Raw genomic sequence first — 15644 nt, 5'->3', positions numbered from 1 at the left:
CTCGTTCACCCAGTATTGGGAGAAAGTGATGGCTGTCTGGTATCCATGGATAGTGTTGATACATTTGTCTTGCGCGATCCTGTTTGTCGGTTCGGTGGCGTTCGAGGTGTTGGTGATCGAGTCCCTACATCGACACTTCGACGGGGCCATAATGCAGCGTATCGAACAGGCGGTGATGGCGCGGGCACGCCGCTTCATGCCGCTGGTAGTGATTCTGCTGTTCGCCAGTGGCGGCATGTTGTTCGACATTCGTTGTGCTGGCATCAGCTGTATTGGCACGCGCTTCGGCAACTTGTTGCTGCTGAAGATGCTGCTGGCGTTCGGCGTACTCGGCGTGTTTGTTAATGCGATGCGGGCTATGCGGAGCGGCAGGATGAACGTGTGCCGGTTCCGGCATACCCATCGCGTGGTACTCGGCCTGATGATTGGCATCGTTTTCTTGGCCAAGATCATGTTCTATCTGTAGACGGCCTTCTTCTAATAAGGCGCATCATCTCTACAGTCGCATTCAATGATCAGTCGATCAGTATCGACGGCCAGTTTTAGGCAGTGAGTACGACGGCACCGGTGTTTCAGTAGGTCGGTAGCGATTTAGGGAGATGTTCAAGCCCTACGACTGTGAAACCTGAAGGCGCTGAATCACTCATGTGTCGGGTACACCCGACCCTGGAGCTGGCTCCGGGTGATTGGTGAAGCATGGCTCGCGGAGTGCCTCGACCGAGCTGGGGAGCTACTCTCTGGTGATGCCGACTACGGGCACGACAAAGTTATGTGCTCGCTCATGCAGGCCGAGCCACAGCTTGAGGCTGCGGCCGATGTGCTGGGCATACTCCAGCATCAGTACGGCGTTCGCTTCGTCCAGCTCTTGGGCGCAGGTTTCACGCCACAGGGTAAGCCAGCGGTCAAAATGCTCGGCGAGGATCGGGTGCGGTCGGTGTGCGGCCATCAGGTTTCCGCGACAGCTTCCGATGCGTAATGCTACTGATGACCAGAAGGAGGCAAGTAAGCGCTTGTGCTCGTCCCAGTCACGCACTGCGGCATTGAATACTGGGCCCAGTTTCCGATCGCATCGCACCCTTTCGTAAAAGCGGTCGACTAGCGTAGCGATCGCGAATTCGTCAAGGAATGGTGAGTTCATGCGGAACGTGGTGCATCAGGAGTCGGAATACACGAAAGTAGGGGCGTTTGCCCACAGCACGTATCCGGTACCAGCCGGAAACGTGCTGTGGGCGCCACTTATTGGCTCAGGTTCAGCGTGCCCTTCATCAGGGTCGCGTGGCCTGGGAAGGTGCAGAAATATGCGTATTGTTCGCCAGTCTTGAGCTTGGCTACGCTGATGGTCGCGGAGTCGGATTCGCCACCACCGATCAGCTTGGTATGCGCAATGATTCGGGCGTCGCCCGGCTTCTCATAGTTGCTGGCAGCACCTGCCTGCATGCCGTCGGCAATAACGCCGGGCTCGTCGGCATTGTGGGCCAGCACCCAGTTATGGCCCATCGCAGTCTTCGGTAGCGTACCGGTGTGTTTCAAGGTCACCGTAAAGGTCTTGCAGGTCTTCGGCACGGTGATGCTTTTTTGATTGTATTGCATAGCATCATTGGCTTCGACAGTGGTTGCACACTCAGTGGCCAGCAGTGGGGTGGACAACAGGCCGAGCAGGGTGATCGCAATTAGTTTTCGCATTAGTAGAAGCTCCAATGAGGAATGGTGGGGAAGAAGAGTGGCTTCATTTTGGCGTGCTCATGCGCAGTCAGCCTTGATCTGGGTCAGTGCCAGCGGCAAAGTCCTCTGCCTGCGTGGCCCTTTCCGGAGGCGCTTCGCCCGGAGCCAAATCTTCAAGCAGTGGTAGAACTCCCGGGCTGTCCAGATCGTCAAACTGCTGGTGATTGACGGCCCAGAAGAAAATGACTGTCGCGATCAGCACCACCAGCAAGGTTACCGGGATCAGTACAAGCAGGATGTTCATACGCGCATCTCGCGTTGCTTCGCCGTGGGTTCGCTGACACTGTCGCGACCCACGCGCAATGCGTTGAGCACGACTGCCAATGAGCTCAGCGACATCCCGATGGCGGCGAGCCACGGCGGCACGAAGCCGAGCGCGGCGAACGGCACGGCACACAAGTTGTAGACGAGTGACCAGCGCCGGCTCTGAGCAACCACGAGAGCTACCTGGCGCGCGATCGAGCGTGCTTGCACGAGGCCGTCCAGACCTCCATCCAGCAAGAGCAGGTCGGCATGCGCCTGTGCCAACTCGGTTCCACTACCCAGCGCGGCGGAGACGTCCGCGCCCGCCAGTACCGGCGCGTCGTTGCTTCCGTCACCGACGGCCAAGGTGACGTGATCACGCTGGCGGGCTGCCTGCAGCCGCTGCAGCTTGTCGGTGGGCGACTGACGGCCGTAAGCGTCGTGGATGTCCAGACGAGCGGCAAGCGCGGCCACGCGCGATTTACTGTCGCCACTGGCGATTACCAGCGCGATGCCGTCGGCACGCAGCGCGTCGAGCGTGCGGCGGGCATCTTTGCGTGGCTGTTCGTCGAGATGGAAGGCAGCGATCGGTCCGTTCTGATCGGCCAGCAGCAGCGCATTTGAGAGGCTTGCCGATACCATATGTCCGCTCGGCGCCAGCGCGAAATCGGCGCGCCCCAAACGCAGTGGGCGACCATCGACTTCCCCGCTGATGCCTGCGCCGGCACTGACCTCAACTGCCTGCGCCCGCTGTGGCAGGCCACGCTGGCGGGCGGTGCTGGCCAGCGCACGCGCCAGCGGATGCGAGCTTTCATGGGCCAGTGCGGCGGCCAGCTGCAGCACGTCATCGGGATCATCGCCGCGGAGCGGTTCGATCGCGGCGGTTGCCAGTTGCGGCACGCTGAGCGTGCCGGTCTTGTCGAACAACGCGTAATCGACCCGCGCCAGCGTGGCCAGCGCGCTGCTGTCGGTGACGAGCACTCCGTGTCCAGCCAACACGCCGAGAGCGCGGGTCAGCGTGGCCGGTCGAGTCAGTGCGAACGAGCATGGACAGGCGACCACCAGCACCGCCACCGCCGCTTCGAACGCGCGCGCTGGGTCCACCAGCATCCAGCCCAGCGCCGTCAACGCGGTCAGCAGCAGTACGCGGCCGATAAAACGGCCGACTTCGCGTTCGCCCCCGGGCGCGGACACCATGCGCGCCTTGCGCGTACGCGTGCTGAGCGCGCTCAATCGGGCGGCAGCTGTCGCCTCGCCGGTGTGTTCCACGAGCAGCTCGGCAGGGCCGACCAGCAGCATGCTGCCGGCAATCAGCCGCTCCCCGCGCTTACGCTGCACGTGGAGCGATTCGCCCGACAGCAAAGCCTCGTCCACCTCGGCCATGGCGCTCTCCAGCACGCCGTCTGCCGGTACCGTGGTGCCCTCGGCGATGTGCACGTGATCGCCAGCAACCAGCTCGATCGCGGCCACCGTTTCCAGGCTGCCGTCTGCATGCCGACGCTCCGCCAGCAGCGGTGCGGCATCGATCACCGCATCGCCAAGAGCACCACTGCGATGCCGCGCGCGCAACTCCACGTAGCGTGCGGCCAGCAGCAGAAACACAAACATGCTGACCGAATCGAAGTAGATGTCGCCGCTGCCGCGCAAGGTGTTGATCGTGCTTGCGAGAAATACCAGCAGCACCGCGAGCGTCACCGACAGGTTGATGCCCAACTGGTGGCGGCGCAGTTCGCGCAGTGCGCCGACATAGAACGGCTTGGCCGAATAGAACACCACGGGCACGGTGGACAACAGACTCAGCCAGCGGAACAGGCCGCGGGTAGTGAAATCGACGAAGTCGACGACGCCGATGTAGATCACGAACGCATAGGTCATCACCTGCATCGCGAACATGCCGGCGACCAGCAGGCGCTTCAATGCGTCATGCGATTCGCGCGAACGGGCGTCGTCGATGCTGTCATGCCGCAGCGGTTGCGCCCTGCAACGTGCGCCAGTGAACGCCTCGAGCAGAACCGGCAGTGATGTGTGCTGCCTGTCCCACACTACCCGTACGCGCTTGGCCGGTGCGTCGATGGCCACCCGCTGCACGCCGGGCAACCCGTGGATGAGTTGCTCCAGTCGCAATACCTGCTGCGCGTTGTGCAGTCCTTCGACCCGCAGAGCGATCTCGCTATGACCATCTCGGCGTGTACGCAATACCTGCGCAGCCAGTTGCGGCTGGACCCATGCCGCATGGGTACTCATGGTGGAGGGCCGTTGCTGCTATGGCTGCTGCTTGGCACCCCGAACACGGTGTGCGACGTGTCCACCGGGATATCGGCGTGACGGGAGCTCACCACGATCAGCCATACGCACCCGGCCATCGATGCGGCGAAGACCACCACACCAAGCCACAGCACCGGCTGGCGATACCAGCTCGATGCGCTGGATAAATCGCGGGCGTCATGGCGTGGCATCATCGCGGTGCGACAGGTGGTAGACATAGGCGGCCAGCACGTGGATCTGGTCGTCACTGAGGCGGCGGCTCCACGCCGGCATATGGCCCTGCCTGCCGCCACCGATGGTGGCTTCGATATCGGCAACGCTGCCACCGTGCAGCCAGATGTGGTCCGTGAGATTGGGTGCGCCAAGCGCCTGGTTGCCCTTGCCATCCGGGCCGTGACAGGCGGCGCAGGTGACAAACAGCGGCTTGCCGGCCGCCGCCTTGGCAGCATCGTACGGTGAGCCGGACAGACTAAGCACATATTGGGCGAGATTTTTCACGTTGTCCTCGCCCAGACTCGCCCACGGCGGCATGACACCGGCACGACCATCGTGGATGCTTGCGGTGATCGACTTACCGTCGCCGCCGTACAACCAGTCGGCGTCAGTGAGATCGGGCGCACCAAGTTTTTGATTGCCCTTGGCGGTGCGCCCATGGCAGGCCGCGCAGTCGTCGCCGAACAATTCCTTGCCCATCTGCTGGGCGGCTGGATCGCCAGCGAGTTGCTCGACTGGGTACAGCTCGAAGCGCTTCATCTCCTCGGCGAACGCGACATTGTTGCTGGCCACGTTGCGCGCCAGTTCGCCATGCGAGGTCCAGCCCAGTAAACCCTTGAAGTTGCCGAAGCCAGGGAACAACGCCAGATACGTGAAGCCGGCGATGAACATGCTGGCCGACATCAGCAACCACCAACGCGGCAGTCGTCGCACACCCTCGCGCAGCGCACCGTGTGCCCAGATGTGGCCACTGGTGCCGTCGGGCAACGTCGGTATTTTTACCCACGGTCCCCACAGGAACAGGAACAATGTAATGCCCAGGTTGAACACCACCAGGAACATGACCCACAACGACCAGCCTGTGCTCATGGACGACTCTCCCGTGTGCCTGCCTGCGTGTCGGCAGGTTGTTCTTCCGTATCTTCCTGCATCGGCAACTGGGCCATCTGGTCAAACACTTTCTTGTGGCGCTTGCGCCAAGCCCAGATCCAGATACCAATGAAGGTGATCATCATGGCCAGGATGAAAGCGCCCGCGATCTGTCCCCATACCGGACTCATGGTTGGCCTCCATCGCTGGCTTCCGCCGAGGTTGTCTTCGTCGGCTCATTTTTAATACCCAAGCCCTGCAGATAGGTAATCAGCGCGTCCATCTCGGTCTTGCCGTTCACCGCCGCTGGCGCGCCGGCGATGTCCGCGTCGCTGTACGGATCGCCCAATCGGCGCAGCGTGCGCATGCTGGCCTGGATCTCCGCCGCATCGAGTTTCTTGTCGGCCAGCCAGGGGAAACCTGGCATGTTTGATGGCGGCACCACCTGCCGGGGGTTCATTAGGTGCATGCGCTGCCAGTCATCCGAGTATTTGCCTCCGACACGAGCTAGATCCGGTCCGATACGTTTGGAACCCCACAGGAACGGTCGGTCGTAGACCGATTCGTCGGCGGTGGAGTAGTGACCGTAGCGCTCCGTCTCGAAACGCAGCGCGCGGATCATCTGCGAATGGCACAGATAACAGCCCTCTCGTACGTAGATGTCCCTGCCAGCCAGGCGCAGCGGGTCGTACGGTTTGACCCCGGACGGCGCCTTGATCGTATGTGCCTCGATGAACAGCGGTGTGATTTCAGCGAGGCCGCCGAGCGAGACCATGATAGCGATCAGGATGCCAAGCAGGCCGACGTTTTTCTCGATGATTTCAAAATGCTTGTATGCCATGTCGTGATCCTCAACCGGCAGCCGGCAAGGGGGCCGGCACCTGATTGGGCACCGGCTCCGGGATCGGCACGGGAATCGGTTTGATCAGTCGGGCACGGGCGTCTGCTGCGGTGTGCCACAGATTCCAGGCCATCACCACCATGCCAGACAGGATCAGCAGGCCACCGGCCCAGCGGATCAAATACATCGGCTTGATCGCAATCAGACTGTCGAGGAAGGAATAAGTGAGCGACCCATCCGGGTTGGTGGCGCGCCACATCATGCCTTCGGTGATGCCGGCGGCCCACATCGAGCAGATGTACATCAGCGTACCCATCATGTGCAGCCAGAAATGCGCTTCCATCGCGCGATGCGAGTGCATGGCGGGTCGACCTAGCGCACGAGGCGCCATCGCGTAAAGCGAGCCGATGGTGATCATCGCGACCCAGCCGAGCGCACCCGAATGTACGTGGGCGATTGTCCAGTCGGTGTAGTGCGACAACGAATTCACCGTCTTGATCGCCATCATCGAACCTTCGAAGGTGGCCGCGGCGTAGAACACCAGCGACATCACCATGAACTTGGCGGCCGGGTCGGTCTTCAGTCGCCACCACGAGCCGTTGAAGGTGAGTAGCCCGTTAGCTGCGGAGCCCCAGCTGGGCATCAACAGGATCAGCGAAAATGCCATACCCACCGACTGCACCCAGTCGGGCAGGGCGGTGTACATAAGGTGGTGCGCGCCTGCCCACATGTAGACCGAGATCAGCGCCCAGAAATTGACGATCGAGAAGCGATAGCTCCACAGCGGCTGCTGGGCCTGCCGCGGGACGAAGTAATACATCATGCCGAGGAAGCCGGCCGTGAGAAAAAACGCTACCGCGTTATGGCCGTACCACCACTCCACCATGGCATCGACCACGCCCGAATAGATCGGGTACGACTTCCACATCGACACCGGCAGCACGAGACCGTTGACGATATGCAACAGGCCGACCGCGATGATGAAGGCGCCGTAGTACCAATTCGCGACATAGATATGGCGGATGCGCCGGCGCGTCAGGCTGGCGAAGAACACCACGCCGAAGCTGACCCATACCACGGCGATGAGAATGGCGACGATCCACTCGGGCTCGGCATATTCCTTGCCGCGGGTCGCGCCCAGCGGCATCGACACCATGGCCAGCACGCAAATCAGTTGCCAACCCCAGAATGTGAACTCGGCAAGCCGGCCCAGCGCCAGCCGCGCCTGACCGGTACGTTGCACCACGTAATAGCAGGTGCCCATCAACGCGCAGCCGCCAAAGCCGAAGATCACCCCGAAGGTGTGGTCAGGACGGATGCGACTGAAGGTCAGCCATGGGATATCAAAATTCAGCGCGGGCCACATCAGCTCCGCGGCGGCGTAGACGCCTACCGACATGCCGATGATTCCCCATACCGCGGCGCCGAGCAGAAACTGGCGCACGACCTTGTCGTTGTAGTACTCGGTATTTGGCATGGCACCCCCTAACTATGGTTGGAGGTATTCTGACAACGCTGTTCAGCCGACTATTGATCTAGATCAAGTCGCTTCGGCTCCCTGTTACGCAGGATCGGAACCAATTCCTCATCATTGTGTTAGGCAACGCTCAATGGGTTCGCCGCACCGCTTCAGATGGCACGCGATTCGTTGACCGTCTACAGTGATGCCATTGCACCAACCTCACGTTGAACGGGGCAGTCTCAATGTTGGTAAGGGAAGGAAACGCGCGAAGCAGCGATGTCGATCGTCGCCTTGCCTGCACCCTGGCCGCGATTGCCGGAGCGCTGAACACGGCTGCTTTTCACGCAGTAGGTTTTTTCTCCGCCAACATGACTGGGAACGTTTCGGCGCTCTCCGATCACGCCGCACTGGGAGAGTGGTTGCTAGGCATGTTCTATTTGTCGATTGTCTTGGCTTTCGTGCTGGGCGCTGCGGTGTCGACCTTGCTTATTAATGCGGGCAAGCGTCGACGCATTCGTAGTATCTACGCTGTCAGCATCCTCGCAGAGGCAGTTTTGATGGCGTTGCTTGGATGTGCCTGTCTCTGGCTTCCTCAGGCTAACCGTGGGCCTACATTGATCCTGGGGTTGAGTTTTCTTATGGGTCTGCAGAATGCGGTCGTCACCACGATTTCTGGTGCGCGTGTGCGAACAACCCATGTTTCCGGTATGTCGACGGATATTGGCATCGAGTTGAGCATGCTGTTCGACATCGCTCGTGGCCGCGAGCTTGGGGTGGATGCTGCGCCCTATCAGCTGAAGCTTCGGCTTCATGCACAGACGGTGCTTTCCTTCCTGGTGGGCGGGATCATCGGTGTAATGGTCTATCAGGCGATCGGCGGACGTCTTCTCTTCGCCACGGCGTCGGTTCTTCTGGCCCTCTCGCTACTAGGTATCTGGCAGGCGCTTCGGGGCGACGTGTCGGTGCCACAAGCCTGATACGACGATCATGCGTGCATGGGATCTCAATGTCGACGCTTACGAGATAGAACCACGATCCGCTGCAAATAGCGGATCGGGGGCATGCAAGACTATGCCGTAGAACGACAATACCGCTCCCAGTCGTTCATCAACTTGGCGCGCCGAGTCAGTAAGTCACCACGTTGATAGGCTGCTTCTGAGGCATCTTTGAGGAGATGCGCCAATGCCTTCTCAATAACCTCGCGCGAGTGCTTCGTAGTCTCTGCTGCCCAGTCACGAAAGCTGGATCGAAAGCCATGGGGTACGCAAGGCCTCTTTTCCCTCGGATCCATGTGTCCGGTGCCTCCCTTGGCAATATCTGAAGCGTGCATGCCTTTTATCAGCTTCTCGCCCGCGGCTGTGGTTAGGGGTTGACCTTTGACGCTAGGGAACACATGGCCGGATGGAACGACCAGCTTGCCCTTCACTTTCGGTATCAACGAACGTAGCAACTCGATTGCTGCAGGTGATAGGGGCACTCGATGTTCCTTTTCCGCCTTCATTCGTTCAGCCGGAATGATCCAAAGGGCTTTTGCTAGGTCGATCTCATCCCATTGCGCACCTGCAGATTCGCCTGGCCGCGTAGCCGTCAGAATTTGCAGCTCCAGCACGCGAGCGGATAACCCTTGGTGCTGGCGAAGCTTTGACATAAATGCAGGAATCTCAGCGTAGGGCAAAGCGGGCCTGGGTTTGACCTTTTGTACTTCACTGCGTTTAGGCAGAAGGTGATCCAGATGGTTACGCCACGCCGCGGGGTTGTCACCGGTTCGGAGTTTGCGAACCGTTGCCCACGCCAGCACCGACTCGATCCGCCCCCGTAATCGGCTTGCTGTCTCGGTCTTTGTTGTCCAAATGGGGTTTAGACAGAGCATAACGAGCTCCGTATCGACCCTATCGACCGGCACATCCCAGATCGGTTTGCAGTAAGTCGCGAGCGTGCTTTCCCACTGAGCAGCATGCTTGGCATTCTTCCAGCCGCTGCGATGCGCTTCGATATACAGACCGGCACAGCGACCGAACGCCACCGTTCGCGCCTCGGTTAGTCGTTTCTGCTGCTGGGCCGATTTGCGATCGTCAATGGGGTCGATGCCATCGGTGACCATCTGCCGGCATTTCATGGCGCGCTTTCTAGCGTCACTCAGCCCAAAAGAATGGAAGGCACCTAAGCCCATCTCTCGGGCGCGACCGTTGATCTGGTAACGAAATACCCATGACTTGGAGAGGGAAGCAGAAATCTGGAGATAGAGGCCGCCGCCATCGCCCAAGTACCCGGGTGTTTTGGCTTTGCGAACCTTCAGGTCGGACAGTTTTTCGAGTGCGCGAGCCATTGGCTACCCCTGTTTCTACCCATGATCATACACTGGATTTGGTTGAACGCCTTTGGGCGTGTTTGGACATATTCACGCTGTAAACGGCTTGGTTAAGCCATTTGTGAGGACTTGTTTGGACAGGACTGGACTACAGGCTGACGGACTCTCTCTCCGCCAGATACGCAAAACGCCCCCAAGTGGGGCGTTTTGCGTATCTGGCGGAGAGAGAAGAGGGTGGTGGACGAACCTTCTCGGGTTACTTGGCACATTCCCGTGCCTCGCCCTTCGGGCCATCGGTTGCGCCGATGTTCGCTCCGGTATGCTGCCTCCGCAGTCGACGAATTCGCCGGGAGCAAATTCGGACAGCCGAGTGGCTGGCCCTGAAGCGCGCAGCGCGGCAGGGGGAGGCCCATGGATGGACCGAACAATCCCCGCACACTTCATGCCGCCGCACTGCATCACACCCGACGAGTCTTTGGCTTCACGCTTACGCCACCGCTCTCACAGCGTTACCCTTCATCATCCCACCCACGATTGCCCCCATGTTCGCCACGCTCCCCGCTCTGCTGCGCATCCCCCTCGTGATGCTGTTGCTTGCCGTCAACATCGTGCTGCACGTGCTGCCGCTGTTTGCGCTGACTTTGGTCAAGCTGGTGCTGCCGATCCGCACGATCCGGCTTGCGTGCTCGCGTGCGCTGATTGTCATCGCGGAAAGCTGGATCGCGGTCAACAGCCGGATGTTCGAATGGTTCACCCGCACGCGCTGGCAACTGGACGGGCTCGCCGACCTGCGCAGCGACGGCAATTATCTGGTGCTGTGCAATCACCAGAGCTGGGTGGATATTCCGGTGCTGCAGAAGATCTTCAACCGGCGCATTCCGTTCCTGCGCTTCTTCCTCAAGAGCCAGCTGATCTGGGTGCCCTTGCTGGGGCCGGCGTGGTGGGCGCTGGATTTCCCGTTCATGAAGCGCTATTCGAAGGAGACCCTTGCCGCCCATCCGGAATGGCAGGGCAAGGACATGGAGGCCACCCGTCGCGCCTGCGAGAAATTCCGCCACATGCCGGTGTCGGTGATGAATTTCGTCGAGGGCACGCGCTTCACCGCCGCCAAGCATGACGCGCAGGCATCGCCTTATAGGCACCTGTTGCGGCCCAAGGCCGGCGGCGTGGCGTTTGTGCTGGATGCCATGGGCGATGCGCTGCATGCCATCCTCGACGTCACCATCGTCTATCCCAACGGCCCATGCACCATGATCGATCTCATCGCCGGCCGCATCCGCGATATCCGCGTTCACGTGCGCGAGCTGCCGATCAATGACGAGTTGCGCGGGGACTATGAAAGCGATGCCGTGTTCCGCGCGCGCTTCCAGACCTGGGTGAATGCGCTTTGGGGCGAGAAAGACCTGCGGATCGGACGCATGCTCGAACAATCCGCCACCCGGCAGCAGGAGCCTCAGCGATGCGTATCCTGATCGTCGGCGCGGGCGCCACCGGCGGCTATTTTGGCGGCCGCCTGCTGCAACATGGACGCGACGTGACGTTCCTGGTGCGCGAAGCGCGCGCCGACATGCTGGCGCGTACCGGCCTGGTGATACGCAGCGCGACCGGCGATGCGAGCCTGCCGGCCCCGCCGACCGCGCTAGCGCGCGACCTCGATGCGCCGTACGACCTCGTGCTGCTCAGTTGCAAGGCCTATGCGCTGGAACAGGTGATGGCGGACATCGCGCCGGCGGTCGGCCCGCACACCGTGATCCTGCCGATGCTGAACGGTATGCGGCACCTGGATCTGCTGGATGCGCGGTTCGGCGCGGAGCGTGTGCTTGGCGGCCAGTGCGTGATCGCCGCCACGCTGGATGCGCAAGGCGTCGTGCAGCATCTCAACCAGTCGCACAGCCTCACCTTCGGCGAACGCGACGGCAGTGCCTCCGAGCGCATGCAATGGATCACGCAGAGTCTGGCGGATGCGGGTTTCGACGCGCGTCCCAGCCACTCGATCCTGCAGGACATGTGGGACAAGTGGGTGTTCCTGGCCGCGCTGGCCGGCATCACCTGCCTGATGCGCGCGCCAATCGGCGACATCGTGGCGGCACCCGGCGGCACGACGATCACGCTGGACCTGCTGGAAGAGTGCCGGGCGGTGGCGGAGCGCTCCGGCCATGCGCCCGGCGACGCGACGCTGCAACGCGCCCGCAGCGTGCTGACCGAGGCGGGGTCGAGCCTGACCGCGTCGATGTTGCGCGACTTGCAGCATGGTCACGCGATCGAAGCGAATCATGTGATCGGCGACATGCTCAGGCGCGCCGATCATCTGCACAACGCGCATGTATTGCTGAGCGTGGTCTACGCGAATCTGAAAGCGTACGAGGCCGGCAGGTTACGCAAAGCACCGGCATGACCGCGATGCGGTTTCAGGGCGGCGAACTTTCGGCGAGCCGATCCAGACAAGAAAGCCGCGGCTGGACAACCGCGGCTCTCCGGATGACTCGGTGGCTGCCGCTTACCAGATCTTCACCTGCGTATCGGGCGAACGCACCATCGCGTCGCCAGCCTTGCACTGGAACGCCTTGGCGAATTCCGGCATGTTCGACGGCGCACCGATCGCGCGGAACTGCGCCGGCGCGTGCGGATCGGTATTGAGCAGGGTCAGCTGCGCTTCGGGGCGGATGCTGCCGCGCCAGACGCGGGCCCAGTTGAGGAAGAAGCGCTGGTCCTGGGTGTAGCCGTCGATCTTTTTCTTCGCTTCGGCCGGGTTTTTCGACAGCGCCATCTGCAACGCGGTGTACGCCGCGTTCAGGCCGCCGAGGTCGCCGATGTTCTCGCCCATGGTCAGCTGGCCGTTGACGTGCTTGCCCGGCAGCGGCTCGTAGCTGTCGAACTGCGCGGCGAGTTTCGCGGTGCGTGCCTCGAACGCCTGGCGATCGGCGTCGGTCCACCAGTTGACGTTGTTGCCCTGGGCGTCGAACTTGCTGCCCTGGTCGTCGTAGCCGTGGCCCATCTCGTGGCCGATCACCGCGCCGATGCCGCCGTAGTTGATCGCGTCGTCCGCCTTGGCGTCGAAGAACGGCGGCTGCAGGATCGCGGCAGGAAACACGATCTCGTTCTGCTGCGGGCTGTAGTAGGCGTTCACCGTCTGCGGCGTCATGCCCCATTCGGTGCGGTCCACCGGCTTGCCGATCTTGGCGACGCGGTAGTCGTAGTTGAACTTGTCGGCGGCGTGCACGTTGGCGAAGTAGTTGTCCGGCACCAGCGTGAGGCCGCTCCAGTCGCGCCACTTGTCGGGATAGCCGATCTTCGGCACGAAGGTCGCCCACTTCTCCAGCGCCTTCCGCTTGGTGGCATCGCTCATCCACGGCAGGTTCTCGATGCGCGTCTTGTAGGCGGCGCGCAGGTTGTCGACCAGCTCCTGCGCGCGCTGCTTGGAATTCGGCGAGAAATTGCCGGCCACGTACAGCTGGCCCAGCGCCATGCCCATGCCCTCGTTGGTGGCGGCCAGCACGCGTTTCCAGCGTGGCTGCATTTCCTTCTGGCCATTGAGGGTCTGCTCCTCGAAGGCGAAGTCTTCCTGCTGGAACGGGGCGGACAGGTAAGGCGCCGCGTTGGCGATCGCGTGGTAGCGGAAGTAGGCCTGCCATTCGGCGAGCGGCACATCGCCGAACATCTTCTGCACCTCGGCGAAGAACTGCGGCTGCGACAGCGAGAAGCCATCTTTCACGTCGGCGCCCTGCGCCTTGAAGAAGGCCGCCCAGTCGAAGCCCGGCGTCACCTTGTCGGCATCGGCGATGCTCACGAAGTGATAGCGGTTCTCCGGCTTGCGCATCTGTGCGGGAAGCAGCGACGCGGCAGCGAGACGAGTCTCGAAAGACATCACGGCCTTGGCCTGCTGCTGCGCATCGCCGGCGCTGACGCCGGTGAGCACGAGCAGCTTCGCGATATGGGCCACATAGGCCGTGCGGATCTTTTCGTAATCCGGCTTGCTGTAGTACTCGGCCGTCGGCAGGCCGAGGCCGCCCTGGTTGGCGTACGCAATGACGCGGCTGGAATCCTTGAAGTCGGCATTGCCGCCGAAGCGAAACAGCACCGGCTGGCCCTGGGCATAGCTGTCGCGGATGTAGCCGACCACGTCGGCGCTGTCCTTCAACCCGTCGATATGCGCCAGCTGCGGCTTGATCGGGTCGAAGCCGGCCTTGTCGACGGCAGCTTCGTCCATGCCCGAAGCGTACAGGTAGCCGATCTTCTGCTCGATCGAGCCGGGCGTGGCCTTGGCGGCATGGTTGGCGGCATCCTCGACGATCTTGTGCTGCACCCTGAGGCTGTCCTCGCGCAGGGCATCGAACGAGCCCCAGCGTGTGCGGTCGGCGGGGATCGGATTCGCCGCGATCCACTTCGCGTTGACGAAGCCGTTGAGGTCGCTGCAGGCGCTGATCTTGCTGTCCAGCTCGTGCACGTTGAACACGCTGGAGGGCGCGGCGATGGCGCCAGTGCACAAGGCGATGCCTACGGCAAACGCCAGCGGTTTCACGAGTCGATGTTTCATGGGTTCTCCTTGGTTCGCGCGATCGCGCATGCATTGCCCGGAGGAGGGCAGGCTGACCCCGCACCGTAGGCAGTGAGGCCATGCGGCAGACAGTGTCGAAGGTCACGGGTGGCTGTCGCCGCGAGTTGCTGCGGATCATGGTGACGCGGGCCGCGCGGGCATTATCATCGACCCATGAACGAGCCTATCTCCCCCGTATTCCGCGCAGCCGGGGCTGCCGACATTCCCGCCATCGTGGCGCTGGTCGAATCCGCCTATCGCGGCGACTCGGGCCGGCGCGGCTGGACCACCGAATCGGAACTGCTCGACGGCCGGCGCACCGATGCGCAAGCGGTCGGCGAACTGGTCAGTCGTCCCGGCAGCTGCATCCTGCTGGCCGAGCGTGGCGGGCAGTTGATCGCCAGCGCGCATGTGGAGCGGCAGGGCGAGTCAGGCTATTTCGGCATGTTCGCGGTCGATCCCGACCAGCAGGGTGGCGGACTCGGCAAGGCGGTGCTGGCCGAAGCCGAACGCATCGCGCGCGAGCAGTGGCAGTGCCGCGCCATGCGCATGACCGTGATCGAACAGCGCGCCGAACTGATCGCCTGGTACGAGCGCCGCGGCTATCGCCGCACCGGCGAATACCAGCCGTTCCCCTATGGCGACGAGCGCTTCGGCATTCCACGTCGCGACGACTTGCGTTTCGAAGTGTTGCTCAAGGATTTCGTCGGGCAGGCGGCATGAATGGCTGGGTGAAGGTCGGTACGCGCGGCGAACTGCTGCCGGGCGAGTTCAAGGTGGTGTGGGACGGCGACACGCCGATCGCGGTCTACAACATCGATGGCGCGCTGTACGCGGTCGAGGACACCTGCACGCATGACGGCGGCGACCTGGCCGGCGGCGAGGTGCATGGCTTCGAGGTGGAGTGCCCGCGGCATGGGGCGCGCTTCGACCTGCGCACGGGTGCGGTGACGAAGCCGCCGGCTTACGAGCCGATCGCGAGTTTTCCAGTGCGCGAAGAAGATGGGGCGATCTGGACGCGGGATGATCGGTGAGAGCATGTGCTGAACTGTCTGTTTCCGGCCAACTCCGGACAGCCGACGCTTGAAGCACATCGCCCCAAAGCAGCCATTCAAAAACGATGAATACAGGTTTGTGTTCACGACGGTTGCTGGAGTCAGGCGGCGCACGTCAGCGTGTCTGCTTG

At 62.0% G+C, this 15644-nt stretch carries 17 protein-coding genes; 6 read left to right on the top strand and 11 right to left on the bottom strand.

Annotated elements, in window-relative coordinates:
- Positions 1–28: 28 nt before the first annotated feature.
- Positions 29–466, top strand: coding sequence for a hypothetical protein (locus B0E46_RS00095; RefSeq protein WP_077439623.1), 438 nt, complete (start codon positions 29–31; stop codon positions 464–466).
- A gap of 264 nt (positions 467–730) precedes the next feature.
- Here B0E46_RS00095 and B0E46_RS00090 read toward each other — a convergent pair whose 3' ends face one another.
- The 9 genes from B0E46_RS00090 to ccoN all read right to left on the bottom strand — a co-directional run bounded on the left by B0E46_RS00090 (position 731) and on the right by ccoN (position 7631).
- Positions 731–1138, bottom strand: a complete 408-nt coding sequence (locus B0E46_RS00090; RefSeq protein WP_077439624.1) for a group III truncated hemoglobin — start codon at positions 1136–1138, stop codon at positions 731–733.
- Positions 1139–1236: 98 nt separating this feature from the next.
- A complete protein-coding gene (gene azu, locus B0E46_RS00085; protein WP_077439625.1) occupies positions 1237–1683 on the bottom strand; it encodes an azurin in 447 nt (148 codons plus the stop codon).
- Positions 1684–1750: 67 nt separating this feature from the next.
- A complete protein-coding gene (ccoS, locus tag B0E46_RS00080) occupies positions 1751–1966 on the bottom strand; it encodes a cbb3-type cytochrome oxidase assembly protein CcoS (protein WP_077439626.1) in 216 nt (71 codons plus the stop codon).
- Positions 1963–4209 carry a heavy metal translocating P-type ATPase gene (locus B0E46_RS00075; RefSeq protein WP_077553707.1) on the bottom strand — a complete coding sequence of 749 codons (2247 nt, stop codon included), beginning with the start codon at positions 4207–4209 and terminating at the stop codon, positions 1963–1965. Before B0E46_RS00075 ends, ccoS begins: the two co-directional genes overlap by 4 nt.
- Positions 4206–4421: a hypothetical protein gene (locus B0E46_RS00070; RefSeq protein ID WP_077439895.1), complete on the bottom strand. Its 216-nt coding sequence runs from the start codon at positions 4419–4421 to the stop codon at positions 4206–4208. Before B0E46_RS00070 ends, B0E46_RS00075 begins: the two co-directional genes overlap by 4 nt.
- On the bottom strand, positions 4408–5313 hold the full coding sequence (gene ccoP / locus B0E46_RS00065) for a cytochrome-c oxidase, cbb3-type subunit III (protein ID WP_077439628.1): 906 nt from the start codon (positions 5311–5313) through the stop codon (positions 4408–4410). Before ccoP ends, B0E46_RS00070 begins: the two co-directional genes overlap by 14 nt.
- On the bottom strand, positions 5310–5504 hold the full coding sequence (locus B0E46_RS00060; protein ID WP_077439629.1) for a cbb3-type cytochrome c oxidase subunit 3: 195 nt from the start codon (positions 5502–5504) through the stop codon (positions 5310–5312). Before B0E46_RS00060 ends, ccoP begins: the two co-directional genes overlap by 4 nt.
- On the bottom strand, positions 5501–6154 hold the full coding sequence (ccoO, locus tag B0E46_RS00055; protein ID WP_077445398.1) for a cytochrome-c oxidase, cbb3-type subunit II: 654 nt from the start codon (positions 6152–6154) through the stop codon (positions 5501–5503). The genes B0E46_RS00060 and ccoO overlap by 4 nt, the downstream gene beginning before the upstream one ends.
- Before the next feature lie 10 nt (positions 6155–6164).
- Positions 6165–7631, bottom strand: a complete 1467-nt coding sequence (gene ccoN / locus B0E46_RS00050) for a cytochrome-c oxidase, cbb3-type subunit I (protein ID WP_077439631.1) — start codon at positions 7629–7631, stop codon at positions 6165–6167.
- A 227-nt stretch (positions 7632–7858) separates the two neighbouring features.
- Here ccoN and B0E46_RS00045 point away from each other — a divergent pair, with 227 nt between their 5' ends.
- Positions 7859–8593, top strand: a complete 735-nt coding sequence (locus B0E46_RS00045) for a YoaK family protein (protein WP_077439632.1) — start codon at positions 7859–7861, stop codon at positions 8591–8593.
- A 92-nt stretch (positions 8594–8685) separates the two neighbouring features.
- On the opposite strand, the gene B0E46_RS00040 is transcribed toward B0E46_RS00045, so the two are convergent.
- Positions 8686–9942 (bottom strand): site-specific integrase, encoded by a 1257-nt coding sequence (locus B0E46_RS00040; RefSeq protein ID WP_077439633.1) that lies wholly within the window; start codon positions 9940–9942, stop codon positions 8686–8688.
- Between the two features lie 524 nt (positions 9943–10466).
- On the opposite strand from B0E46_RS00040, the gene B0E46_RS00035 reads away from it, so the two are divergent.
- Both B0E46_RS00035 and panE read left to right on the top strand, forming a co-directional pair.
- Entirely contained in the window at positions 10467–11396 is a 930-nt protein-coding gene (locus B0E46_RS00035; RefSeq protein ID WP_077553706.1) for an acyltransferase, read from the top strand.
- Complete coding sequence (gene panE / locus B0E46_RS00030) at positions 11384–12319, top strand: 2-dehydropantoate 2-reductase (protein ID WP_077553705.1); 936 nt, start codon at positions 11384–11386, stop codon at positions 12317–12319. The genes B0E46_RS00035 and panE overlap by 13 nt, the downstream gene beginning before the upstream one ends.
- 102 nt (positions 12320–12421) lie before the next feature.
- On the opposite strand, the gene B0E46_RS00025 is transcribed toward panE, so the two are convergent.
- The gene (locus B0E46_RS00025; protein ID WP_077553704.1) at positions 12422–14458 is read right to left on the bottom strand and encodes a M13 family metallopeptidase; all 2037 of its coding nucleotides are present in this window, start codon (positions 14456–14458) and stop codon (positions 12422–12424) included.
- Positions 14459–14632: 174 nt separating this feature from the next.
- Here B0E46_RS00025 and B0E46_RS00020 point away from each other — a divergent pair, with 174 nt between their 5' ends.
- Together B0E46_RS00020 and B0E46_RS00015 are read left to right on the top strand one after the other, a co-directional pair.
- The gene (locus B0E46_RS00020; RefSeq protein ID WP_077553703.1) at positions 14633–15181 is read left to right on the top strand and encodes an N-acetyltransferase; all 549 of its coding nucleotides are present in this window, start codon (positions 14633–14635) and stop codon (positions 15179–15181) included.
- Complete coding sequence (locus tag B0E46_RS00015; RefSeq protein ID WP_077553702.1) at positions 15178–15492, top strand: non-heme iron oxygenase ferredoxin subunit; 315 nt, start codon at positions 15178–15180, stop codon at positions 15490–15492. The genes B0E46_RS00020 and B0E46_RS00015 overlap by 4 nt, the downstream gene beginning before the upstream one ends.
- The last annotated feature ends 152 nt before the right edge of the window (positions 15493–15644 follow it).

This window comes from Rhodanobacter sp. B04, assembly GCF_002001125.1.
GTDB lineage: Bacteria > Pseudomonadota > Gammaproteobacteria > Xanthomonadales > Rhodanobacteraceae > Rhodanobacter.
The sequence above is the reverse complement of the archived record's forward strand: the minus strand, read 5'-3'. Positions and strand labels throughout refer to the sequence as shown.